The sequence below is a fragment of the Bacillus sp. NP157 genome (genome assembly GCA_018889975.1).
Classification (GTDB): Bacteria; Pseudomonadota; Gammaproteobacteria; order Xanthomonadales; family Rhodanobacteraceae; genus Luteibacter.
In genome coordinates this window covers 4,721,278-4,744,067 of record CP076546.1, presented here as the reverse complement: position 1 = coordinate 4,744,067, position 22,790 = coordinate 4,721,278, and the positions used below count along the sequence as shown (strand labels likewise).

The following is a 22,790-nucleotide window of genomic DNA, read 5'->3' as shown; positions in this document are numbered from 1 at the left end:
ACCGATCAACGGCAGCAGCACAATTACAAAACCGGCAGCAGCACGGTTACAAAACCAGCAGCACCACGCCTACACAGCAGCAAACGTAATGTGGTTGCCGTCCGAGTCGACCCTGACGGTCTGCCCAGGCGAGTACTCCCCACGCAGGATGCGCTGGGCCAGCGGGTTTTCCAGTTGTTGCTGGATGGCGCGCTTGAGCGGCCGTGCACCGTACACGGGGTCGAAGCCGGCGCTGCCGAGCAGGTCGAGGGCGGCGTCGCTCAGTTCGAAGCCCAGCTGGCGTTCGGCCAGGCGCTTCGACAGGTAGCTGAGCTGGATGCGTGCGATCGAGCGGATCTGCTGTTTGTCCAGCGGACGGAACACCACCAGGTCGTCGAGGCGGTTGATGAACTCCGGGCGGAAGTGTGCCTGGACCACGCCGAGCACGGAGGCCTTCATCTGCATGTAGTCGGCTTCGCTGTCGCCGGCCTGTTCCTGGATCAGGTTCGAGCCCAGGTTCGAGGTCATGACGATGACGGTGTTGCGGAAGTCGACCGTGCGGCCCTGGCCGTCGGTCAGGCGACCGTCGTCGAGCACCTGCAGGAGGATGTTGAAGACATCGGGATGCGCCTTTTCGACTTCATCGAGCAGGATCACGCTGTAGGGACGACGCCGCACGGCTTCGGTCAGGTAGCCGCCTTCTTCGTAACCGACGTAACCCGGGGGCGCGCCGACGAGACGGCTCACGGAATGCTTCTCCATGAACTCACTCATGTCGATGCGGACCATCGCGTCCTGCGTGTCGAACAGGAAGTCGGCGAGGGCCTTGCACAGTTCGGTCTTGCCGACGCCGGTGGGGCCCAGGAAGAGGAACGAGCCATACGGACGATTCGGATCGGACAGGCCGGCGCGGGCACGGCGGATCGCATCGGACACGGCGCGGACAGCTTCGTCCTGGCCGACCACGCGCGAGTGCAGCGCGTCTTCCATGTGCAGCAGCTTCTCGCGCTCGCCTTCCAGCATCTTCGACACCGGGATGCCGGTCCAGCGGGCGACCACCTCGGCGATTTCCTCGGCGGTGACGCGGTCCTGCAGCAGGGTGAAGTCCTGCCGCTCGACCTTCTGCGCATCGGCCAGCTGCAGTTCCAGCGCGGGCAGGCGGCCGTACTGGATCTCGCTCATCTTCGCGAAATCCTGCCGGCGCTGCGCGGTTTCCAGTTCGAGGCGCGCGGCCTCGATCTGTTCCTTGACCTTGGTCGCGCCCTGCAGCGTGGCCTTCTCCGACTTCCACACCTCGTTGAGGTCGGAGAACTCGCGGTCGAGCTTCTCGATGTCCGCCTCGAGCGTGGCCAGGCGCTGGCGCGACTCGTCGTCCTGCTCCTTCTTCAGCATTTCGCGCTGGATCTTGAGCTGGATCAGGCGGCGTTCGAGCCGGTCGAGCTCCTCCGGCTTGGAATCGATTTCCATGCGGATGCGCGAGGCCGCCTCGTCCATCAGGTCGATGGCCTTGTCGGGCAACTGCCGGTCGGGGATGTAGCGCGACGACAGGGTCGCCGCGGCGACGATCGCCGGATCGGTGATCTCGACGCCGTGGTGCACGGCGTAGCGTTCCTTCAGGCCGCGCAGGATGGCGATCGTGTCTTCCACGCTCGGCTCGCCCACGTAGACCTTCTGGAAGCGGCGCTCCAGCGCGGCGTCTTTTTCGACGTACTTGCGGTATTCGTCCAGCGTGGTCGCGCCGATGCAATGCAGCTCGCCACGCGCGAGCGCGGGCTTGAGCATGTTGCCGGCGTCCATCGCACCGTCGGCCTTGCCCGCACCGACCATCGTATGCAGCTCGTCGATGAACAGGATGACCCGGCCTTCCTGCTTCGACAGGTCGCTGAGCACGGCCTTCAGCCGCTCTTCGAATTCGCCGCGGAACTTCGCGCCGGCGATCAGGGCGCCCATGTCGAGCGAGAGCACGCGCTTGTCGCGCAGCCCTTCGGGCACTTCGCCATTGATGATGCGCTGGGCGAGGCCCTCGACGATGGCGGTCTTGCCGACGCCGGGTTCGCCGATCAGCACGGGGTTGTTCTTGGTGCGCCGCTGCAGCACCTGGATCGTCCGGCGAATCTCTTCGTCACGGCCGATCACCGGGTCGAGCTTGCCGATCTCGGCGCGCTCGGTGAGGTCGATGGTGTACTTCTCCAGCGCCTGGCGCTGCTCTTCGGCATTCTCCGACTGCACCTTCTCGCCGCCACGCAGCTTGTCGATCGCTGCCTCGAGCCGCTCCTTCGTGGCACCCGCGCCCTTCAGCGCGCCGCCGAGTTCGCCGCGATCGTCCAGCGCCGCGAGCACGAACAGCTCGCTGGCGATGAACTGGTCGCCGCGTTGCTGGGCGAGTTTGTCGGTGAGGTTGAGCACGCGGGTCAGGTCGTTGCCCACGCTGATGTTGCCTTCCTGGCCGGTCACGCGCGGCAGGCGGTCGACCATTTCGGCGACCCGCTGGCGCAGCGACGGCACGTTGACCTGGGCCTGGGTGAGCAGCGGCCCGGTCGAGCCGCCCTGCTGGTCGAGCAGCGCCAGCATCACGTGGGCGGGTTCGAGGATGTTGTTGTCGCGGCCCACGGCCAGCGACTGGGCGTCGGCCAGCGCCTGCTGGAACCGCGACGTCAGTTTGTCCATTCGCATGATGGTGTCTCCCAAAGGTCCTGGCGCGCCCCGGGCCCTCCCCGCGACCGCCTCTGGTCTCACAGATGCGGGTGGGATCTTGCGCCTTCAACCGGTTCCTTTCACACGTTTCGGGGCATGCTCGCTTTATCACTCCCGCTCTGGAGCCGCGTCTTGCCTGTCCTCCCCGCGCCACCCGCCGCCCTGCCGCCACGCGCCGCCCTGTTCCTCGACGCGGATGGCACCCTGCTTGCCTTCGCCGACGACCCCGAGGGCGTCGTCGTTCCGGACGGCCTGATGGCCACGCTCGATGCGCTGCACGATGCCCTGGGCGGTGCGCTCGCGCTGGTCAGTGGCCGGCCCATCGACGGCCTGGACCGCATTTTCCAGCGACCCGGCTGGGCCGCCGCGGGCCAGCATGGGCTGGAGCGCCGCGATGCCGCCGGCCAGCTCAGTACGGTGCCGGTGGACCGCGATGAACTGGCCCGGTTGCGCGCGGCCGTGCACGAGGTGGCGCTCGCCCTGCCCGGCCTCCGGGTCGAGGACAAGAGCTGGTCGGTGGCGCTGCATTCGCGCGAACACCCCGCCCTGGAGGCCGAGATGGGCCGGCTCGCGCCCACCGTGGCCGCCCGCTTCCCCGGCTTCGAGCTGCAACCCGGTAGCCACGTCTGCGAGTTCAAACCGCGCGGCATGGACAAGGGCGTGGCGGTCGCCGCTTTCCTCGAGGAAGCCCCGTTCCAGGGACGCACCCCGGTATATCTCGGCGACGACCTGACCGACGAGCATGCCTTCGTCGTGGTGAACGCACGCCAGGGCATGTCGGTTCGCGTTGGTGCAAGAACGCCGTCACACGCCGCGTTCACATTGTCTAGCCCGGCCGATGTCCATGCTTGGCTGAATAGCGTGATGACTTCATTGACGAAGGGAGCCGTAAGCAGCCAATGAGCCGACTGGTCGTCATATCAAACCGCGTCGCCCTGCCGAAACAGACGCAGACCGGCGGACTCGCTTCGGCGATGAACGCGGCATTGCAGGAAATGGGCGGGCTCTGGTTCGGCTGGAGCGGCAATATCGCCGCCGAAACAGGCAAGGAGCTGCACGAGGTCGAGGAAGGCAACATCGCCTACGCCACGATCGACATGTCCAAGGCGGACCACGACGACTACTACAGTGGCTTCGCCAACCGGGCGCTCTGGCCGCTGTTCCACTATCGCGGCGACCTGGTCGACTACCGCCGCGACCACCTCGATGGCTACCTGCGGGTGAACCGCATCTTCGCCAAGCGTGTGGCAAAGCTGCTGAAGAAAGACGACATCGTCTGGGTCCACGATTACCACCTGATCCCGCTGGCGGCGATGCTGCGCGAGCTGGGCGTGGAAAACCGGATCGGCTTCTTCCTGCATACACCGCTGCCGGCGGCCGGCCTGCTGATCACCCTGCCACGCCATCGCGAACTGCTTGAACCGCTGGCGTCGTACGACCTGGTCGGCCTGCACACCCAACGCGACCTGCGCGCGCTGGAAGACTATTTCCTGCACGAACTGGGCGCCGCCATGCGCACGGGCGGGCGGATCCGCGCGGCCAACGGCCGGATCTTCCGCGCGGGCGTGTTCCCGATCAGCATCGACACGGCCGAGGCCGTGGAACTGGCGCATCGCGCCGAAGACAGCGGTGCGGTGGCCAAGCTGCGTGCCTCGATCGACGATCGTTCGCTGATCATCGGCGTGGACCGGCTGGATTATTCCAAGGGCCTGCCGGAGCGTTTCGACGGCTTCGCCCGCCTGCTGCGCGACCACAAGGACCTGCGCGGCCGTGTCTCGCTGTTGCAGATCGCCCCGCCCTCGCGTTCGGACGTACCCGAATACCGCTCGCTACGCCGCGAGCTGGAGCGCAGCGCCGGGCACATCAACGGCCAGTACGCCGAGCCGGACTGGGTGCCGATCCGCTACGTGAACAAGTCCTTCGGGCACAAGGTGCTGGCCGGCTACTTCCGCGTAGCCAAGGTCGGCCTGGTGACGCCGCTGCGCGACGGCATGAATCTCGTCGCCAAGGAATACGTCGCCTGCCAGGATCCACAGGATCCCGGCGTGCTGGTGCTCTCCCGCTTCGCCGGCGCGGCCCAGGAGCTGGATGCCGCGCTGCTGGTGAACCCGTCCGACCTGGACGAGGTGTCCGAGGCACTGAAACGTGCCCTGGAAATGCCGCTGAAGGAACGCCGGATGCGCTGGCAGTCGATGATGGACGTGCTCGAACGCAACGACATCACCCACTGGCGCAACAACTTCCTGCACGCGCTCACGGAACCGCCGAAGGTGAAGCCGGAGATCTACGTGCCGACGCCGATGACGGCGCCCTGACGCTGTCGGGCGCCCCGATCCTGTTGGACGCCCGCAGGCTTTTGTAGGAGCGCGCCTGCGCGCGAAGGGCACAAAGAGCGTAACGAATACCGAGTTGAGAGTACCGCGGGAACAGCGCGAGCCAGGCTTCTACTCGATACTCTCAACTCAGTACCCGATACGCTTCTCTCCGCTCCATCGCGCGCAGGCGCGCTCCTACACGGTCCAGACGAGGGTGGCGAAGCGGCCGCTTTGCGCGCCGTCGCGGCGGTAGGAATACAGCCGGTCGTCGGTCAGGGTGTCGAAGCCGCCGCCGGTGACATGGGTGACGCCCACGGCGGCCAGCCGCAGGCGCGCCAGCGCATACAGGTCGCACAGCCAGTGACCCGGGCGGGTCGCCACGAAGGCGGACGCCGCCGAAGGATCGTGGCCGACGAACGCCTCGCGGACCTCTTCGCCCACCTCATAGGAGCCACCACCGATCGCCGGGCCCAGCCATGCCTGGACACCGTCGGCGGCCATGGCCTGGACGGTGTTTTCCAGCACCCCCGCCGCCAGCCCACGCCAACCCGCGTGCGCCGCGCCGATGGCCTGGCCGTCGGCGGAGGCAAACAGAACCGGCAGGCAGTCCGCGGTGAGGATGGCCAGCACCTGGCCGGGGCCACGCGCCACCGCGGCATCGGCCACGGGCTCGTCGCCGCCCGCCACCGGGCCTTCCGCCACGTCGGTGCCATGGACCTGGCGCAGCCACAGGGGCTGTGCCGGGAGGCCTAGTGCCGTGACCAGCGAGGCCCGGTTCGCCGCGACCGCCGCTGGGTCATCGCCGGAGCGCAGGCCGAGGTTCAACCGGCCGTAGGGGCCGGCCGACACGCCGGGACCCTGCCGGGTCGACACCGCGGCGCCGACCCCTGGGGAAACCTGCCAGCCGGGGCGGATCCAGGCCTCGGACATGCTCAGTCCTCGATCGGATGGATCGCCGTATCGGCGCGCAGGGCCTCGATCAGCGCCTCCTGGTCGGCCGGGCGGGGCGAGTCGAACTCGAGGTACTGGCCGGTGACCGGGTGCTCGAAGGCCAGTTTCTCGGCGTGCAGCGCCTGGCGGCGGAAGCCACGCAGGGCGTCGATCAGTTCCTGGCTGGCCCCGCGCGGCAGGCGCAGGCCGTTGCCGTACATCTGGTCGCCGACCAGCGGATGGCCGATATGCGCCATGTGCACGCGGATCTGGTGGGTGCGGCCGGTCTCCAGGTTGCACTGGATGACGCTGTGCGCACGAAAACGCTCACGGACCCGGTAGTGGGTGACCGCTTCCTTGCCACCCTGCTCCACGTCACGGATGCCCTGCTTCAGGCGATCGTGCTGGTGGCGGCCGATCGCCTCGTCCACCGTGCCGCCGGCCACCATGGTGCCGAGCACCACGGCTTCGTACTGGCGGTGCACGTCGTGCTTGCTCAGCATCGTGACCAGGCCGGTCTGCGCGGCGATGGACTTGGCCACCACCATCAGGCCCGCCGTGTCCTTGTCCAGGCGATGGACGATGCCCGCGCGCGGCAGGGCCGCCAGCGCCGGGGCGTGGTGCAGCAACGCGTTCAGCATCGTGCCGGCGGGGTTGCCGGCGCCCGGGTGGACCACCAGGCCGACCGGCTTGTTGATCACCATCAGGTCATCGTCCTCATAGACGATGTCCAGGGCGATGTCCTCGGGCTGGGCATGGACCTCGACGGCCAGCTCGGCCTCAAGGACCACCGACTCGCCGCCACGGACCAGCTGGCGCGGCGGCACGGGGGCCCCGTCCAGCAACACTTTGCCGTCTTTGATCCATCCCGTAAGGCGGGATCGGGAGTATTCCGGGAACATCTCGGCCAAAGACTGGTCGAAACGCCGTCCCGCGGCCGTTAGCGGCATCGTGGCCTCGTGCCGTACCGTCGTCATGCCGCGCCGCCCGGCCGGGGGCCGGTTTCGGCTATCATGCCATTTCGCTCAAGCATCCGAACTCTCTCAATGCGTGCAACCAAGATCACCATTCTGCTCGTCCTCGCCCTGTCGATGAGCGCCTGCTCGATGTTCCGCAGCAAGAAGGAGACGATCGATACCATGCCGGTCGACCGGCTGTATGCGAACGCCCATGACTCGCTGGAACACGCTGACTACGCGGCGGCCGAGAAGGCCTACGAGCGTCTCATCGCGCGTTTCCCGTCGGGTGACATCAATGAGCAGTCGCAGATCGACCTGGCTTACGCTCAGTACAAAGATAACAAGCCGGATGAGGCGTACTCGACGATCAACCGCTTCATCAAGACGTTTCCGACCCACAAGCATGCAGATTATGCCTATTACCTGCGCGGTCTGATCAATTTTGACCGTACCGGCGGCATTATCGAGCGTTATCTGCAGCGTGGCGACAATTCTGGCTCGACCCGTCGCGACCAGGGCTTCAACCTGACTGCCTTCGACGATTTCAGCCAGCTGGCCCGTCGTTACCCGAACAGCGCCTACGCCACGGACGCCCGCCAGCGCATGATCTTCCTGCGCAACGAGCTGGCCCAGTTCGAGATCCACGTGGCCGAGTACTACCTGCGCACGAAGTCGTACATCGCTTCCGCCGATCGCGCCCAGTACGTGGTCGAGCATTACCAGCAGTCGCCGGAAACGGCCGACGCCCTGGCGATCCTCACCCGCAGCTACCTCGCGCTGGACCGCAAGCCGCTGGCCGACCAGAGCCGCCAGGTGCTGGCCCTGAACTACCCGGACCACCCGTACCTGACGGACCCGAACTGGCCGCACCACCCGTCGATCTGGCGCAAGGCCATCCCGTTCTCGGGGCATCATTGAGCTTTGGGTGAGCCGCCCCGCGTTGCGGGGCTGTGAGCCGGCCTTAACGGCCTTGAAGCGTCAGCCTGCGAGGGCTGGCGCTTTTTTCATGCCCGATCGTGGCGCGTGCTTCAGATATAACTGGTCCACCACCGGCGTTGCGTCGCCTTGAACCGCGCGTAGGCCCTGGCGATCGGATACAGGATCACCAGGACGCTTATCCACACGGCGTAAGTGCCCCACAACGGAAGACCCCACCCATCGCGGATCAACCGCGAGGGGTCGCCGAGCGAGTCGAGGAAATCGCTGGCGGGAATGCCCCACGCCGCGCCGATCGCCAGGACGAGGAGCCGGGCCACGTACAGGTGCAGGAGGTAGGTGAGCATCGGCGTGCGGCCGAAGGCGAGCAGCGGGCGTAGCAGCCACGCGGGTGCCCGCTCAAGCGCCAGGCCGCCAAGCGTCGTGATCCCCAGGGTCAGCAAGACGTAGGCGAGCGAAGGCGGGTACTTGGTGACATTGAGCACGGCCAGCGTCGTCCACCCGCTGTGTGCAGGCTTTGTCCAGGGCACCGGGTCGCCATAGATATTCGGCACGCGAAGGATGAAGAACAGGACCAGCATCGCCACGCCCATGATGGCGAGGACCCGGGTGCGGCGGTCCGGCTCCGCCAGGTAAATCCCGCCGATGCCGTAGCCCACGCACATGATTCCGAACCACGGCAGGGCCGGGTAGGTGACCATGCCGAAGGGAAGCGGCCCGGGCTGTACCAACAGGTGCCAGAGGGATGCGGAGACATCCGTCCCGTCCATGCGTACCGCATCGAGCGCGTCGTGGCCGAACACGATCAGAAGCCCCAGTGCGAGGACCCATGCCCTCGGCAGATGCACCATGGCAGCCATGAACACCATGCCGATGCCGATGGCGTAGATCACCTGCAGGAACACCCCGAAGCTCAGGTCGAATCCGAAGTTCACCAACGTGACTTCCAGCGCGACCAGCCAAAGGCCACGGGCAAGCAGGAATCGTGATAGCGGCCAGCCCGCCTTGCCCTTGCGCGCCTGCAGGAAGATGGATACACCGGCAAGCAACACGAACGTGGGCGCACACAGGTGCGTGATCCAGCGGGTAAAGAATAGCGCCGCCGTGGTCCGGGACAGGTCGGTGGGATCGAAGAGCAACGCGTCGCGATGCGTAAGGTCGCGGACGTGGTCGAGCACCATCAGGCAGATGACGAGGCCGCGCAGCGCGTCGATGAAATCCAGCCGCCGCGTCGGCGCTGGCGCAGGCATGGTGGGGTCGCCACCGACCGGCGGCGATTCGATAGCTGGGCCTGGCATGCGCTCCCCTTTCGTCGATGCCGTGCGGCTGGGCACGGTGGCTGGTCAACGAATGGGAACTTAGCAGGATGCCAGGCCCGTGCAGCTAGGCAATAGCGCCTATGCCAGGCCAGGCGCAGCGCCTCTGGACGACACGCGTTGCCGGCCTGCCGGTGCCGCCGTATAAGGAGCCTACGTAGCGGCGGTCGTAGGAGCGCGCCTGCGCGCGAATGGAAAGCATGGCGGCGCAGCCGCGGCATCTCCCGCACAAGCGAGCGGCCGAAGGCTAATCAAATACATGGGCCGCGGCTGCGGCCAACCTTATCGAGCGCGGAGGACCTGTCTGAGCAGCGAGGGTAGGCACCGAGGGCTGTCCTGCGGGCAGGTACGAGCGCCGCGCGCACGTCAAATCGCGCGCAGGCGCGCTCCTACGGGGCGGTTGTGCGTTAGCGCCAACCGGAGGTTATGGGGTAGCGGCGTTCGCGGCCGAACGCCTTGGTGGTGACGCGCGGACCGGGGGCGGCCTGGCGGCGCTTGAACTCGTTGATGAAGACCAGGCGGATGACCCGGCGGACCGTGGCGTCGTCGTGGCCGGCGGCGATGATGTCTTCGGCCGAGGCTTCGCCTTCGATGAAGTGCGCAAGGATCGCGTCGAGTTCATCGTACGGCGGCAACGAATCCTGGTCGGTCTGGTCGTGGCGCAGTTCGGCCGAAGGCGGGCGATCGATCACCGCCATGGGGATACCGCCATCGATCGCAGCGCGGTAGCGCGACAACGCGTAGACCACCGTCTTGTACACGTCCTTCAGCGGCGCGTACGCACCGCACATGTCGCCGTAGAGCGTGGCGTAGCCGACCGCCATTTCGCTCTTGTTGCCCGTGGACAGCAGCAGGCGGCCAAACTTGTTCGACATCGCCATCAACAGCACGCCACGCGTGCGCGACTGCAGGTTTTCCTCGGTGATGTCCGGCTTGCGGTCGCCGAAGACCGGCGCCAGCGCATCGGTAAGCGACCCGTAGATGCCTTCGATCGGCACCACGTGGTATTCGACGCCCAGGTGCTCGGCCTGCGCCTTCGCCTCGCGCAGCGACAGGTCCGAGGTGTATTCGGTCGGCATCATCACCGCCGTCACCTTGTCCTTGCCCAGCGCATCCACCGCCATCACCAGCGTCAGCGCCGAATCGATGCCGCCGGAGAGGCCGAGCAGCACCCCGCCGAAGTGGTTCTTGCCGACGTAATCGCGGATGCCGCGGACGATGCCGTCGTACATCACCGCCTCGGCGCTGCGCGTGTCGGGGGCGGGCCAGTCGATCGGCGCCAGCAGCTTCGTGGCGCTGTCGTATTCGACGCCGAGCAGCAGGTCTTCGAAGAACGGCGCGCGCGCGGCGATCGTGCCATCCGGCTGCACCAGCAGCGAATGGCCGTCGAACAGCAGGTCGTCCTGGCCGCCCACGAGGTTAACGTAAGCGATGGCGACACCGTTCTCGGTCGCCCGGCGGCGCAGCAGTTCCTCGCGAGTGGCCGCCTGGCGCTGGTCGTACGGCGACGCGTTGATGACCAGGATCAGCTCGGCACCGGCCTGCGCCGCGCGGGCGGCGGGCTCGGCTTCCCAGATGTCCTCGCAGACCAGCATGCCGACCTGGACGCCTTCGATGCTGAAGACGTGGGTCTGCTGGCCGGGCTGGAAATAGCGCTTCTCGTCGAACACCGTGTAATTCGGCAGCGCCTGCTTGTGATACGTCCACTCCACCTTGCCTTCGCGGATGAGCGAGGCCGCGTTGTAGACCTCACCCCGGCTGTCGGGGTAGCCGACGATGGCGGCGATGCCTTTCAGCTCCGGCGCCAGCGCGGCCAGCTCGCGCCCACAGGCTTCGAGGAAGCTCGGGCGCTGCAACAGGTCTTCCGGCGGATAGCCGGAGAGGGTCAGCTCGGGGAAAGCGATGAGCGAGGCGCCGAGGCGGTCACGCGCCTCGTCAGCCAGGGCCTGGACCCGACGCGCATTGTCGGCGGTCGCGCCAACGGGAAAGTCATGCTGGGCCAGGGCAAAGCGAAAGATGGACATGGGGGATCCGTACGGACGCGGGGTCACCCATGATACCGCGCGAAGGGCCGACGCTTTTCGCGCGCAGGCGCGCTCCTACAGGATCGGGATGTCGTAGAGGGTGGGGGGGACGGCGGACGGGAGGGTGTAGTGCCACCACTCCTGTGGGTAGTTGCTGAAGCCCTCGACGGCCATGGCGCGGAGCAGGCGTTCGCGGTTGGCCTTCTGCGCCGGGGTGATCCGCGGATCGGCGGTGTGCGCCAGGGGGTCGAAGAAGTCGAAGCCCGTGCCCATGTCGAGCGGTTCGCAGGTGGCGGCCGTGCAGCGCATCAGGGTGAGATCGACCGTGGCGCCGCGGCTGTGGCCCGAGACCGGCGCGATGTACTCACCGAGCAGCTTGTCCTTGCCAAGGTTCGGGTAGTGCGCGGCCTTGGTCGCCGTGTCCGAAAGATCCCCTGCCCAGCGTACGAAGGCAGCGACGGCACGCGCGGGCCGGTAGCAATCCCATATCCGCAAGGCATAACCCTGCTTGCGCAACCCCGCTTCCACGCGCGCCAGCGCTTCGGCCGCCTGCGTGCGCAGGAAGCACCGCGGCGCGCCATAGCCCTCGACCACCGCCCCGGTGAAATTGTCCGGGCCGGCGTACTTCATGTCCTCGGCGAGGCCCGGCGCCAGCGTGCGCACGTCGACCATGCCCGCCTCGGCCATGCTGCGCGCGGGCGAGAGCGGCGGCGTTGGCTCGGCCGCCTTCGCGGCGCCGACAACCAACGTCGCTGCCAGGCCCACCGCAAGGATCGTCGACGTCACCCGCTTCGCTGCATTCGCCATGGCCTCTCCGTCACGCGCACCGGTGCCTGCCGCACAGGCAGGCCTGTCGTCTATCCTGACGGAGAATCCAGCGCAGGGCGACATGCGATGATGCCCTGCGACACCACCCTGGGAGGGGACGCGTGATCCAGTCGGTCTGGCCGTACCTGGCCGTGATGTTGCTAGCTGCCGGTTTCTGGCCCGCCATCGAACGGCGATTCGGCTGGAAGGTCTTCGAGGTACTACCGCCCATCGTGCTCACCTACCTCATGGTCACGGCGCTGTCCGTCGGCGGCCTTTGGACGGCGTCGCCGGAGATCCACGCGGCGCAGGAAACCCTGGTGAAGCGGCTGGTCCCCGCGCTGCTGTTCCTGCTGATGATCAACTGCGACCTGCGCGCGATCCTCGCCCTGGGACCCCGCGTGCTCGGCGTGTTCGCGTGCACCTCGGTCAGCCTGTTCGCGGCGTTCATCCTCGCCTTCCTGCTGTTCAGGCCGTGGATGCCCGGCAACGGCTGGATGCAACTCGCGTCGCTGTCGGGCAGCTGGGTCGGCGGCACCGCGAACATGATCGCCGTGAAACAGGCCATCGGCATGTCCGACACCGCACTGGCCACCACCTTGCTCACCGATGCGCTGTGCTACTCGATGTGGGTGGTCGTGCTGTTCGCCGTCGCGCGGCTGGCTCCCGCCTTCAATCGCTGGACCCGCGCGACCTCCAGCGCCGACATGGCCGTCGCGGAAACCGCGCCGCGCGCACCGGCCACGGTCGACAGCGTGCTGCTCTGGCTCGGCCTCGCCCTGGGCGTCGCGGCCCTCGCCGCCGTGCTGGGCGAGCGGCTGCCCGTCGGCAGCATGGTCTCCGCGACGACGTGGACGATCCTGCTCGCCACGATCGCCGGCCTCGTCGCCGCGCATACGCCACTGGCGCGGCTACCCGGCGCGCAAGCCGTGTCCAGCGCGATGCTGGTCTCGGTCGTCGCGGTGCTCGCCTCGCAAAGCAGCTTCGCCGGCATCGCCGCCGCGCCGATCTACCTGCTCTGCGGCGTCTCCATCATCGCCCTGCACGCCGTGTTCCTCTGCCTGTTCGCCCGCCTGTTCCACTTCGACCTCTACCTGTGCGGGATTTCCTCGCTGGCGCATATCGGTGGCGTCGCCGCAACACCGGTGCTCGCCGCGACGTATTCGCGCTCCCTGGTACCCGTAGGCATCCTGCTCGCACTGCTCGGGTATATCGTGGGAACAGGCTTCGGCCTTGTCGTCGCTTCCGTCCTTTCGCGCCTGGCCCTCTGACATGCCTTTCCCCCGCCACGTCCTCGCTGCCGCCCTGCTCGCCACCGCGACCTGCGTGTCGCACGCGCAGGTCGCTGACATGCCCACGGTAGCCCCATCCGGCATCCCCGGCGTCACCGAGGCCCAGCTCGACCCGTCCTTCTGGGTATCGCGGCTACCCGACGCCGACACAGTCGTGCTGTCGCCCGCCGCGATCGCCAGGCTGAACGACAAGGTGATGCGGCTGGATCCGTCGATGCACGACATCCGCCACCTGGGCGCGACCCTGCCCGCCAGCCAGGTCAAAGCCTGGATCGCGGGCCTCACCCACGCGCCGACGAAGACGCTCTACGACGTCGACGGCAAGCCGGTCGCCGCGGCCACGATCGACGACGTGCTGGCCAACGCAAACCTCGCGGCGATTCCCGCCAGCGTGACGCCGCGTTATGGCATGGCCGTGCGACGCAGCGCCCTGCGCGGCTATCCGACCGACGTGCGCGTGTTCAGCCGCATCGGCGATACCGACATCGACCGCTTCCAGGAAAGCGCCCTGTTCCCCGGCGATCCGCTCGCCGTGGTGCAGGTGAGTCGCGATGGCCAGTGGGCCTTCGTCCTCAGCCCGCGCTATGCGGCGTGGATGCACGTCGGCGACATCGCGTTCGGTGACGCCGGCGCGATCTTCGCCCACGTCGACGCCACGCCTTACCGGGTGGTCACCGGGGCGAAGCCGTCGACGGTGTTCACCCCGGAGCTGCCTGCGCTGTCCGAGTTGCAGCTCGACATGGGCACGCGCGTGCCGCTCGATACGAGCGTGGCCGCCGACCAGCCGGTCAACGGCCAGACGGCGTATACGTCGTGGACGCTGAGCCTGCCACTGCGCGACGCGAACGGCGCGCTGTCGTTCCACCCCGCCCTGCTCCAGCGCAACCAGGATTCGTCCGCGGGCTACCTGCCACTGACCCGCGCCAACATCGTGCGCCAGGCCTTCAGGTTCCTCGGCGAGCGCTACGGCTGGGGCAACGCGTACAACGGGCGCGACTGCAGCAGCTTCGTCGCCGACGTCTACCGCAGCATGGGCGTGCAGATGCCACGCAATACCGGCGACCAGGCCGCCAGCCCCGGTCTCGAACACACCGCATTTACCGACAAGGACAGCCACGAAGCACGCCTTAAGGCGGCCACGTCGCTCGAGGTCGGCGACATGGTCTACATCCCGGGCCATGTCATGCTGGTGATCGGCAAGCTCGATGGCCAGCCTTACGTCATCCACGATGTCAGCGGCATGAGCTACCGGCAGGCCGATGACACGCTGCGCCGGGTCAAGCTCAACGCGGTGTCGGTCACGCCGTTGCTGCCCATGCTGTACAAGGACAACGATACCTTCGTCGACCACATGACCAGCATCGTGCGCATCCGCTGATCCGGACAGGCTCCCATGAAGATCACCGATATCCGCCTCGGCCTGTTGCGCGTCCCCTTGAGGACCGCGTTCAAGACCGCCCTGCGTACCGTGGAAAGCATCGAAGACATCGTCGTGATGGTGCACACCGACGACGGCCGCGTCGGTCATGGTGAAGCGCCGGCTACCGCCGTGATCACCGGCGATACGCACGGCTCCATCGTCGACGCCATCCGCCACTACATCGCGCCTCGGCTGATCGGCGAAGACATTGCGGACCTCAACCGGATCACCGGCATCATCCAGGCGTCGATCGCGCGCAACACCAGTGCGAAGGCCGCCGTGGAGATCGCGGTGCATGACCTGTGGGGCCAGCTCCATGGCGCGCCGCTCTACCAGCTGCTCGGTGGCGGCCAGCCGTCGATCCGCACCGACATCACCATCAGCGTGGACGACATCGACAAGATGGTCGCCGACGCGATGTCGGCCGTCGAACGCGGCTTCACCGCGCTGAAGATCAAGGTCGGCAAGGACATCCGCGTCGACATCGACCGCGTCCGCGCGATCCATGCGGCCGTGGGCGACCGCGCGGCGCTTCGACTGGATGCGAACCAGGGCTGGACCGCGAAGGAATCGGTGCGGGCCTTGCTCGCGCTCGAACAGGCCGGCGTGGTGCTCGAGCTGGTAGAACAGCCGGTGAAGGCACACGACCTCGAGGGCCTGCGCTATGTCACCGAACGCACGCAGACGCCGGTGATGGCCGACGAAAGCGTGTTCGGGCCGATGGAGGTCATCGAGCTGATCCGGATGCGCGCGGCGGATATCGTCAACATCAAGCTGATGAAGGCCGGTGGCATTTCCCGTGCGCTGAAGATCGCCGACATCGCCGGCCTACACGGGGTCGAATGCATGATGGGTTGCATGCTGGAGTCGAGCATCAGCGTGGCGGCCGCCGTGCACGTCGCCGTGGCGCGGGCCGACGTGATCACGCGGGTCGACCTCGACGGACCTTCCCTGTGCGCCTACGATCCGGTGGATGGTGCGGTGACGTTCGACGAGTCGGTCATCTCGATCGCGGACGCGCCGGGCCTGGGTATCCGGAGCGTGCGTGGCGTGGAAGCGCTGTAACGAGCCGTCCGGATCGTGTCGCGCCCGAATGGCGAAACGGCGCGGACGTGAATCTCTTTTGACTGGAGTGTCCCATGGCCATCCTGCCCCGCCTCGCCGGCTTGCTCGCCCTTTCGCTCACCGCTTCGGCAGGCGCGTTCCAGGCGCCCGCCGCGTGGTCGGTCTCGCGGCAGATGGTCGTGGTCACCACCGATGGCTGGGATGCGAATCTCGGCACCCTGCGCACCTACGTTCGCGAAGGCGGAGCCTGGAAGGCCGTCGGCGACCCGTCGCCGGTGACTATCGGCAAGCAGGGCAGCGCATGGGGCGTGGGCCTGAGCCCCGCGCAGGCGAACGGACCGCAGAAGAAGGAAGGTGACGGGCGCAGCCCCGCGGGCGTGTTCCGCATCGGCAAGGCGTTCGGTTACGCGGAGAACAACCCGACGGCATTGCCATACACGGGCCTGACCGCATCCGACTACTGCGTCGACGTCGACGGTTCGCCGTACTACAACCAACTCATCGACGCCGACAAGGTCGGTGCGAAAGCGGTCGAGGGCGCCACCGAACCGATGCGCCGCGACCTGCACTTCAACGGCGACCACGCCTATCGCATCGGCTTCGTCATCGAACACAACCCCGACGGCAAGAAAGGCCAGGGCAGCTGCATCTTCGCCCACCTGTGGCGCACGCCGACCACCGGCACCGCAGGCTGCACCGCGATGGCCGACGCCACGATGGAGCGCCTGCTCGCATGGCTCGACCCAAAGAAGAACCCCGTGTTCGTGCTGCTGCCGAAAACCGAGTACGCCCGCCTGCGCGATAGCTGGAACCTGCCCGCTCAGTGATCACGTACGACGGATCGCTGCCTTGCTTCAGGGCACCGTTTGCTCAGCCCACGCTATCAGGATCTCGACCTCATCGCCGTCGGGCTGGATAAGAAATTCGAGCAAGCGAACAACATCAGCGCGCGAAGCTGCATCGCCTTTCCATACCGCGACCCCATCCAGGGCCGATGCCACGGCCTTCGCACGCCACTGCTCCCCCGGACTAACGGACAACGCCATCGACTGACCCGTACGAAGCACGATCCGTCCGCCGATCTGCCCGACCGAGTCGACGTTCCCTACTGCAATACGGCGGCCGGTGGTCGATGCCAGCGGTGCTATGTAGGGCGCCATGTCCTCCGCACTCAGCATCCCCTCGCCGTGCATGCGAAGAGCATTCCGACCTACGAAGGCGTGCGTGTCTTCTTCGGCGTACCCCAACATGTAGCCGAGGAACAGTTGATGCTCCAACCGGCTGAACGCCAGATCACCGCCACCCGGGGACATCGCGCCCAGTTCGCCGTATGACCGCATGATCCGTAGGCGCCACGCTTCATCAGGAAGCGCAAAGTAGTGGCTCGCGTATCCCGGCTTGAGCATCTCAACAGTCATCGCAACGAGGCGCCGTTGCTTGACCGCGGCATCGAACCCTGCGGGGACTACGGCGGACCGAGACATCCCGGCTTCCTGGGCAAAGACTGCAAGCGGCTTCGCGCCTCCAAGCATCAGAGACAACTCGTCGCCCATGTGTGCCGAGACGGGCCCCTTGGTTTCATAGCGAAGCATTGACTGTTCTCCGATTTCACGGCGGGATCGACCGCCGCCCTTCTCCCGGCGAACGAATCTCCGGACAGGATGGGTTGGCCACGTCGTTCAAAGGATCGGCGCAGACCGCTGATACAGGTAGGCCGATGCCTGTGTTGCGTAGGTGCGATCCCAGGTGCGACATTCGTGGCGTGGTCAGTCAATAACCAACACAACGCAAGTCCTTGTCGCAACGTGTGAGACGAGACTTATCCACACTGTTATGCAGTTGATACCCACATCCCCTGTGGATATCGACTGACTCGTCGACGCGGTGCTGGGCAAGCATTGACCAGTGCAACGCAAGTCGTTGTCGGTGAAAGCCCGTTGCGAGTTATGCACATGCTTATGCAGCAGGTATCCACACACGCTGTGGATATCGGGCATCGCGCGCAGGCGTGTTCCTACAGGTTCGTCTCACCTGGCAGTGGTCTTTCTGTAGGAGCGCGCCTGCGCGCGAAAGCCTTTCGCGATGTGGTCACCGAATAACCAGCATGACGCAAGTCGTTGTCGACGCTCACCCGATGCGACTTATCCACACGGTTATGCAGGCGATACCCACATTGCCTGTGGATATCGGGGGTCGCGCGCAGGCGCGCTCCTACAGGGGCAACGGCACATCGGGTGCCTGTGGATATCGGGGGTCGCGCGCAGGCGCGCTCCTACAGGTTCGTCTCACCGGCAGTCGTCGTTCTGTAGGAGCGCGCCTGCGCGCGACAGCCTTCAGCGATGTGGTCACCCAATAACCAGCATGATGCAAGTGGTTGTCACCGCTCACCCGATGCGACTTATCCACACGGTTATGCAGGCGATACCCACACGGCCTGTGGATATCGATAAGTGCGTCGAGACCGCGCTGCGCATGGATTGACCAGCACAACGCAAGTGGCTGTCGGCGAACGCGTGTCGGGAGTTATTCACAGGGTTATGCATCGGGTATCCACACGGGTTGTGGATATCGGCGTAGGGCACCGCCGGGCGTCGCTCACTCGCCGCCCCGCATTTTCGTGACACTGACCAGGCGCGTCACCGTCAATACGTGGTCGCAAGCACACAGGTTGCCCGTCCTTGTGTTCGGTCCCAGCGTGACCTCGACGACGACGTGCGAGGTTCCCCATGGATCCTTCCGGGATATCCACAGCGGGCGTGGACATGCGCTGTATAAGCATGTGGATAACCGTGATAACGCTCGGGGGGCGGGGACTTGCGTTTTGCTGGTCATGGATTGACCGGTCGCGCGCAGGCGCGCTCCTACAGGGGCGGGTCGTGGATTGACCGGTCGCGCGCAGGCGCGCTCCTACAGGGGCGGGTTGTGGATTGACCGGTCGCGCGCGGGCGCGCTCCTACAGGGGCTGGTCGTGGATTGTCGGTCGCGTGCAGGCGGGGACGGGGTGTGGTGATGGGCGAAAAAAACCCCGCCGGAGCGGGGTTTTTTTCGTTTCGCCGATGGTGAAGCGGGTATTACTTCATCAGGCCGGCGAGGGTCTTGCCGAGGTCGGCCGGCGACTTCACCGTGGTGACGCCTGCCTTCTCGAGGGCTGCGAACTTGGCTTCCGCCGTGCCCTTGCCGCCCGAGATGATCGCGCCGGCGTGGCCCATGCGCTTGCCCGGGGGAGCCGAGGCGCCAGCGATGAACGACACGACCGGCTTCCTGACGTACTGGCTGATGAACTCAGCCGCGTCTTCTTCCGCGCTGCCGCCGATTTCGCCAACCATGATGATGCCTTCGGTCTGCGGATCGTCCTGGAACAGCTTCAGGCAGTCGATGAAGCTCAGGCCGTTGATCGGGTCGCCACCGATGCCGATGCAGGTGGACTGGCCGAGGCCTTCGTTCGTGGTCTGGAACACCGCTTCGTACGTCAGGGTGCCCGAACGCGAGACGATGCCGACCTTGCCCGGCTTGTGGATATGGCCCGGCATGATGCCGATCTTGCACTCACCCGGGGTGATGACACCCGGGCAGTTCGGACCGACGAGGACGACGTCCGGGTGCGACTTCAGCACGTTCTTCACGCGCATCATGTCGAGCACGGGGATGCCTTCGGTGATCGCGACGATGACCTTGATGCCGCTATCGATGGCTTCGAGGATCGAATCGGCGGCGAACGGGGGCGGCACGAAGATGACCGAGGCATCGGCCTTGGTCTGGTCGACAGCCTGGCGCACGGTGTTGAACACCGGCAAGCCAATGTGCTCGGAACCACCCTTGCCCGGGGTCACGCCACCCACGACCTGGGTACCGTAATCGAGAGCCTGCTGGGCGTGGAACGTGCCCTGCTGGCCGGTAAAGCCCTGGACGAGGACCTTGGTGTTCTTGTTGATCAGGACGCTCATGCTACTTCGCTCCTCAGGCCGCTGCGGCCACGGCCTTATGGGCCGCATCGTTGAGATCGTCTGCCGGCGTGATCGCCAGGCCCGAGTTGGCCAGGAGCTCGCGGCCCTGGTCGACGTTGGTGCCCTGCAGGCGGACGATCACGGGGATCTTCAGGCCCACTTCCTTCACCGCGGCGATGATGCCTTCGGCGATCAGGTCGCAACGCACGATGCCGCCGAAGATGTTGACCAGGATGGCCTTCACCTTGTCGGACGAGAGGATCAGCTTGAACGCTTCGGTGACGCGCTCCTTGGTCGCACCGCCGCCCACGTCGAGGAAGTTGGCCGGCTCGCCGCCTGCCAGCTTGATCACGTCCATGGTGGCCATGGCCAGGCCTGCGCCGTTGACCATGCAACCGATCGTGCCGTCCATCGTCACGTAGTTGAGGTTGTGCTGCACGGCAGCCGCTTCGGCCGCGTCTTCCTGGGTCAGGTCGCGCATGGCGGCCAGGTCCGGGTGGCGGAATTCGGCGTTGTCGTCGGAGTTGACCTTGCCGTCGAGGGCGGCGAGGTTGCCGTCTTCGAGGATGGCGAGCGGATTCAGCTCGACCAGGGCCAGGTCTTTTTCGTTGAACAGCTTGTACAGGCCAAGCATGATCTTGACGAACTGGTTCACCTGCTTGCCGTCCAGGTCCATCTTGAACGCGAGTTCACGCGCCTGGTACGGCTGGAGGCCTTCGACGAAATCGACCACGAGGGTGTGGATGTCTTCCGGCGTGTCGTGCGCGACCTGCTCGATGTCGACGCCGCCGTGCTTGGAGGCGATGAACGAGATCGACTTGGTGTCGCGGTCGGTGAGGATCGACAGGTACAGTTCCTTCGCGATGTCGGTCGCGTCGGTCACCAGCACCAGGTTCACCGGCAGCGCGCGGCCAGCCGACTGGTAGGTTTCCATGTTGGTGCCGAGCATGCCCTTGGCGGCATCGCGCACGGCATCGAGGCTACGGCAGAACTTGACGCCGCCAGCCTTGCCGCGGCCACCGGCATGGATCTGGGCCTTGACCATCCACTGCGAACCACCAAGGTGCTTGGCGGCATCGACGGCGGCGTCGGGAGAGTTGGCAACCTTGCCCGGGGGCACGGCGATGCCGTACTTCGCGAACAGTTCTTTGGCCTGGTACTCGTGGAAATTCATTCGATACCTCGAGCGAACGGGAGAAAAGCGTGTGAACGCGTGCGGGTCATGGGGAACCGCACGGGTGTGGGGGATGAAATCTCGAACTGCGCAAATTCCGCACAATACGGCCAAGTATTTTCACGGATGGCGTCCCCAAAGGAAAGGGGCGCTGCGGCGGGCCGCTGCCGCCGACGCGTGTTGCCCCCTCGCGAGGGCGCCCTATACTGGCTGTCATCGAGGGCCCGCCGGGCCTCCAGGCGGAGAACTCAAGACGTGTCCACGCCCGCGCCGACGATGACCGCCCGAGCCACCGCCAACCAGGCCACCGCGCGTCACGAACTGTTCTTTTTCAATTACTTCCGGCTAGGACAGGCCGCGGTCTACACCGCCCTCGCCTTCCGCCCGGAGCACATGGCGTGGCCGGTCTTGCCCGATCCCGTGCTGGCCAGGGCCATGGCCCTGGCCTACCTGTTCGCCGCCCTGGTCATGGTCACGCGCACCCGCCACCTGCTGCACCGGCCGGTCCTGGTCGTCTCGGTGGGCCTGACACTGGACATCGCCGCCGCCGTGCTGGCCCTGGTCCTGATGCACGACGTGCGCATGGGCGTGGCCATGATGCTGGCCGTGAACATCGCCACGGGCGCCCTGCTGCTTCCCCTGCGGCTGTCCATGTTCTTTGCCGCGCTGGCTACCCTGTGCATGCTCGGCCATTCGCTTTTCGATGTCGCCGAACCAGGGTCGTCGGACCGGGAAATGGTCGAATACGGCCTGTTCGGCGCCGCCTACTTCGCCTGCGCCTCGCTCTGCTACGTGCTGGGCCGCAACATCCGCGCCTCCGAAGCCCTGGCCGAGCAGCGCGGCATCGACCTGGCCAACCTGTCCCAGGTCAACGAACTGATCATCCGCCGGATGAAGACCGGCGTGCTGCTGGTCGACGAAGGCAACCGGATCCACCAGCTCAACGAATCCGCATGGATGCTGATGGGCAACCCGTCGGCCGAACAGCGCGACCTGGGCTCGCTGGCCCCCGAGCTGTCGCGCCGCCTCTACCACTGGCGCGCCTCGGGCAAGCTAGACGAAAGCGCCACGATGCTGGCCGACGGCACCCCGGAAGTGGTGCCGCGCTTCTCGCGCCTGGCCCCGAACGACGATTCCCATGTGCTCATCTTCCTGGACGACACCTCGCTGGTCTCGCGCCGCGCCGAGGAGCTCACCCTCAGCTCGCTGGGCCGGCTCTCGGCGTCCATCGCCCATGAGATCCGCAACCCGCTGGCGGCGATCCACTATTCCGCCCAGTTGCTCGCCGAATCCACCGACCTGCAGGACACCGACCTGCGCATGGTCGAGATCATCAATAACCACTGTTCGCGGCTCAACGAGATCATTGAGAACATTCTCCAGTTGTCGCGCCGCGAGCGCTCTCGCCCGGAAACCCTGGACCTGAGCCGCTGGGTCCATGACTTCGTCAGCGAGTACCGCCAGGGCAACGACCTGGGCGCGGACGTGCTGCGCGCGGTCTCGGGCTCGGAGCCGGTGGCGGCGGTGGCCGATCCCCAGCACCTGCAGCAGGTGGTCTGGAACCTGGTCCAGAACGCGCTGCGCTACGGCCGCATGCCGAACGAGCCGGCCCGGGTGATGGTCGTGGCCCGGCACTCGGAAGTCGGCCTGCCGATCCTCGAAGTCATCGACCGGGGCCCCGGCATCCCGCCCAAGGTGGCCGCGCAGATCTTCGAGCCGTTCTTCACGACCCACGAATACGGCACGGGGCTGGGTCTTTACCTTGCCCGGCAGATGACCGAGGCCAACCAGGCGGCGCTGGAATACGTCCGCGTGGCCGGTGGCGGAAGCTGTTTCCGGATCGGCCTGACCCCGCCCGCCCGCTCGGCGACGGCCCCCGTGGCGGCCCGCGCGTGACCTACGCCCTTTGCGCGGCGGCCCCGGGCGGTTACATTT

The 22,790-nt window shown here is 66.5% G+C and carries 17 protein-coding genes; 8 read left to right on the top strand and 9 right to left on the bottom strand.

The features are described 5' to 3' along the window. Positions 1–69: 69 nt before the first annotated feature. Positions 70–2,652: an ATP-dependent chaperone ClpB gene (gene clpB / locus KPL74_21410; protein QWT20287.1), complete on the bottom strand. Its 2,583-nt coding sequence runs from the start codon at positions 2,650–2,652 to the stop codon at positions 70–72. Between the two features lie 153 nt (positions 2,653–2,805). On the opposite strand from clpB, the gene otsB reads away from it, so the two are divergent. After that, the gene (gene otsB / locus KPL74_21405; protein QWT20286.1) at positions 2,806–3,576 is read left to right on the top strand and encodes a trehalose-phosphatase; all 771 of its coding nucleotides are present in this window, start codon (positions 2,806–2,808) and stop codon (positions 3,574–3,576) included. Beyond that, entirely contained in the window at positions 3,573–4,988 is a 1,416-nt protein-coding gene (otsA, locus tag KPL74_21400) for an alpha,alpha-trehalose-phosphate synthase (UDP-forming) (protein QWT20285.1), read from the top strand. The genes otsB and otsA overlap by 4 nt, the downstream gene beginning before the upstream one ends. A 195-nt stretch (positions 4,989–5,183) precedes the next feature. Here otsA and pgeF read toward each other — a convergent pair whose 3' ends face one another. Continuing rightward, positions 5,184–5,918, bottom strand: coding sequence for a peptidoglycan editing factor PgeF (gene pgeF, locus KPL74_21395; GenBank protein QWT20284.1), 735 nt, complete (start codon positions 5,916–5,918; stop codon positions 5,184–5,186). Positions 5,919–5,920: 2 nt separating this feature from the next. Beyond that, entirely contained in the window at positions 5,921–6,895 is a 975-nt protein-coding gene (rluD, locus tag KPL74_21390; GenBank protein ID QWT20283.1) for a 23S rRNA pseudouridine(1911/1915/1917) synthase RluD, read from the bottom strand. A gap of 69 nt (positions 6,896–6,964) precedes the next feature. Between rluD and KPL74_21385 the strand changes: the two genes are divergently transcribed. Further along, positions 6,965–7,795 carry an outer membrane protein assembly factor BamD gene (locus KPL74_21385; GenBank protein ID QWT20282.1) on the top strand — a complete coding sequence of 277 codons (831 nt, stop codon included), beginning with the start codon at positions 6,965–6,967 and terminating at the stop codon, positions 7,793–7,795. Between the two features lie 110 nt (positions 7,796–7,905). On the opposite strand, the gene KPL74_21380 is transcribed toward KPL74_21385, so the two are convergent. From KPL74_21380 to KPL74_21370, 3 genes are all read right to left on the bottom strand, one after another. After that, positions 7,906–9,111 (bottom strand): DUF1624 domain-containing protein, encoded by a 1,206-nt coding sequence (locus KPL74_21380; GenBank protein QWT20281.1) that lies wholly within the window; start codon positions 9,109–9,111, stop codon positions 7,906–7,908. Between the two features lie 425 nt (positions 9,112–9,536). Next, on the bottom strand, positions 9,537–11,153 hold the full coding sequence (locus tag KPL74_21375) for an NAD+ synthase (protein QWT20280.1): 1,617 nt from the start codon (positions 11,151–11,153) through the stop codon (positions 9,537–9,539). A 75-nt stretch (positions 11,154–11,228) separates the two neighbouring features. Continuing rightward, on the bottom strand, positions 11,229–11,960 hold the full coding sequence (locus KPL74_21370) for a M15 family metallopeptidase (protein ID QWT20279.1): 732 nt from the start codon (positions 11,958–11,960) through the stop codon (positions 11,229–11,231). 122 nt (positions 11,961–12,082) lie between these two features. Between KPL74_21370 and KPL74_21365 the strand changes: the two genes are divergently transcribed. The 4 genes from KPL74_21365 (at position 12,083) to KPL74_21350 (ending at position 16,564) form a co-directional block, all read left to right on the top strand. Beyond that, positions 12,083–13,231 (top strand): DUF819 family protein, encoded by a 1,149-nt coding sequence (locus KPL74_21365; GenBank protein ID QWT20278.1) that lies wholly within the window; start codon positions 12,083–12,085, stop codon positions 13,229–13,231. A 1-nt stretch (position 13,232) separates the two neighbouring features. Further along, on the top strand, positions 13,233–14,630 hold the full coding sequence (locus KPL74_21360) for an SH3 domain-containing protein (GenBank protein ID QWT20277.1): 1,398 nt from the start codon (positions 13,233–13,235) through the stop codon (positions 14,628–14,630). Between the two features lie 15 nt (positions 14,631–14,645). Continuing rightward, on the top strand, positions 14,646–15,737 hold the full coding sequence (locus tag KPL74_21355; GenBank protein ID QWT20276.1) for a dipeptide epimerase: 1,092 nt from the start codon (positions 14,646–14,648) through the stop codon (positions 15,735–15,737). Between the two features lie 74 nt (positions 15,738–15,811). After that, positions 15,812–16,564 (top strand): L,D-transpeptidase family protein, encoded by a 753-nt coding sequence (locus KPL74_21350; GenBank protein ID QWT20275.1) that lies wholly within the window; start codon positions 15,812–15,814, stop codon positions 16,562–16,564. 27 nt (positions 16,565–16,591) lie between these two features. On the opposite strand, the gene KPL74_21345 is transcribed toward KPL74_21350, so the two are convergent. The 3 genes from KPL74_21345 to sucC form a co-directional block, all read right to left on the bottom strand. After that, positions 16,592–17,329 (bottom strand): hypothetical protein, encoded by a 738-nt coding sequence (locus KPL74_21345; GenBank protein QWT20274.1) that lies wholly within the window; start codon positions 17,327–17,329, stop codon positions 16,592–16,594. A gap of 1,479 nt (positions 17,330–18,808) precedes the next feature. Then, complete coding sequence (gene sucD / locus KPL74_21340; protein QWT20273.1) at positions 18,809–19,681, bottom strand: succinate--CoA ligase subunit alpha; 873 nt, start codon at positions 19,679–19,681, stop codon at positions 18,809–18,811. Between the two features lie 13 nt (positions 19,682–19,694). Continuing rightward, complete coding sequence (gene sucC / locus KPL74_21335) at positions 19,695–20,855, bottom strand: ADP-forming succinate--CoA ligase subunit beta (protein QWT20272.1); 1,161 nt, start codon at positions 20,853–20,855, stop codon at positions 19,695–19,697. A 276-nt stretch (positions 20,856–21,131) separates the two neighbouring features. Between sucC and KPL74_21330 the strand changes: the two genes are divergently transcribed. Further along, positions 21,132–22,751: a hypothetical protein gene (locus KPL74_21330; protein ID QWT20271.1), complete on the top strand. Its 1,620-nt coding sequence runs from the start codon at positions 21,132–21,134 to the stop codon at positions 22,749–22,751. Positions 22,752–22,790 lie beyond the last annotated feature (39 nt).

Coding starts and splice junctions, on each gene's coding strand:
- clpB (QWT20287.1), bottom strand. CDS start 2,652: ATGCGAATGGACAAACTGACGTCGCGGTTCCAGCAGGCGCTGGCCGAC.
- otsA (QWT20285.1), top strand. CDS start 3,573: ATGAGCCGACTGGTCGTCATATCAAACCGCGTCGCCCTGCCGAAACAG.
- pgeF (QWT20284.1), bottom strand. CDS start 5,918: ATGTCCGAGGCCTGGATCCGCCCCGGCTGGCAGGTTTCCCCAGGGGTC.
- rluD (QWT20283.1), bottom strand. CDS start 6,895: ATGACGACGGTACGGCACGAGGCCACGATGCCGCTAACGGCCGCGGGA.
- KPL74_21385 (QWT20282.1), top strand. CDS start 6,965: ATGCGTGCAACCAAGATCACCATTCTGCTCGTCCTCGCCCTGTCGATG.
- KPL74_21380 (QWT20281.1), bottom strand. CDS start 9,111: ATGCCAGGCCCAGCTATCGAATCGCCGCCGGTCGGTGGCGACCCCACC.
- KPL74_21375 (QWT20280.1), bottom strand. CDS start 11,153: ATGTCCATCTTTCGCTTTGCCCTGGCCCAGCATGACTTTCCCGTTGGC.
- KPL74_21370 (QWT20279.1), bottom strand. CDS start 11,960: ATGGCGAATGCAGCGAAGCGGGTGACGTCGACGATCCTTGCGGTGGGC.
- KPL74_21360 (QWT20277.1), top strand. CDS start 13,233: ATGCCTTTCCCCCGCCACGTCCTCGCTGCCGCCCTGCTCGCCACCGCG.
- KPL74_21355 (QWT20276.1), top strand. CDS start 14,646: ATGAAGATCACCGATATCCGCCTCGGCCTGTTGCGCGTCCCCTTGAGG.
- KPL74_21350 (QWT20275.1), top strand. CDS start 15,812: ATGGCCATCCTGCCCCGCCTCGCCGGCTTGCTCGCCCTTTCGCTCACC.
- KPL74_21345 (QWT20274.1), bottom strand. CDS start 17,329: ATGCTTCGCTATGAAACCAAGGGGCCCGTCTCGGCACACATGGGCGAC.
- sucD (QWT20273.1), bottom strand. CDS start 19,681: ATGAGCGTCCTGATCAACAAGAACACCAAGGTCCTCGTCCAGGGCTTT.
- sucC (QWT20272.1), bottom strand. CDS start 20,855: ATGAATTTCCACGAGTACCAGGCCAAAGAACTGTTCGCGAAGTACGGC.
- KPL74_21330 (QWT20271.1), top strand. CDS start 21,132: ATGACCGCCCGAGCCACCGCCAACCAGGCCACCGCGCGTCACGAACTG.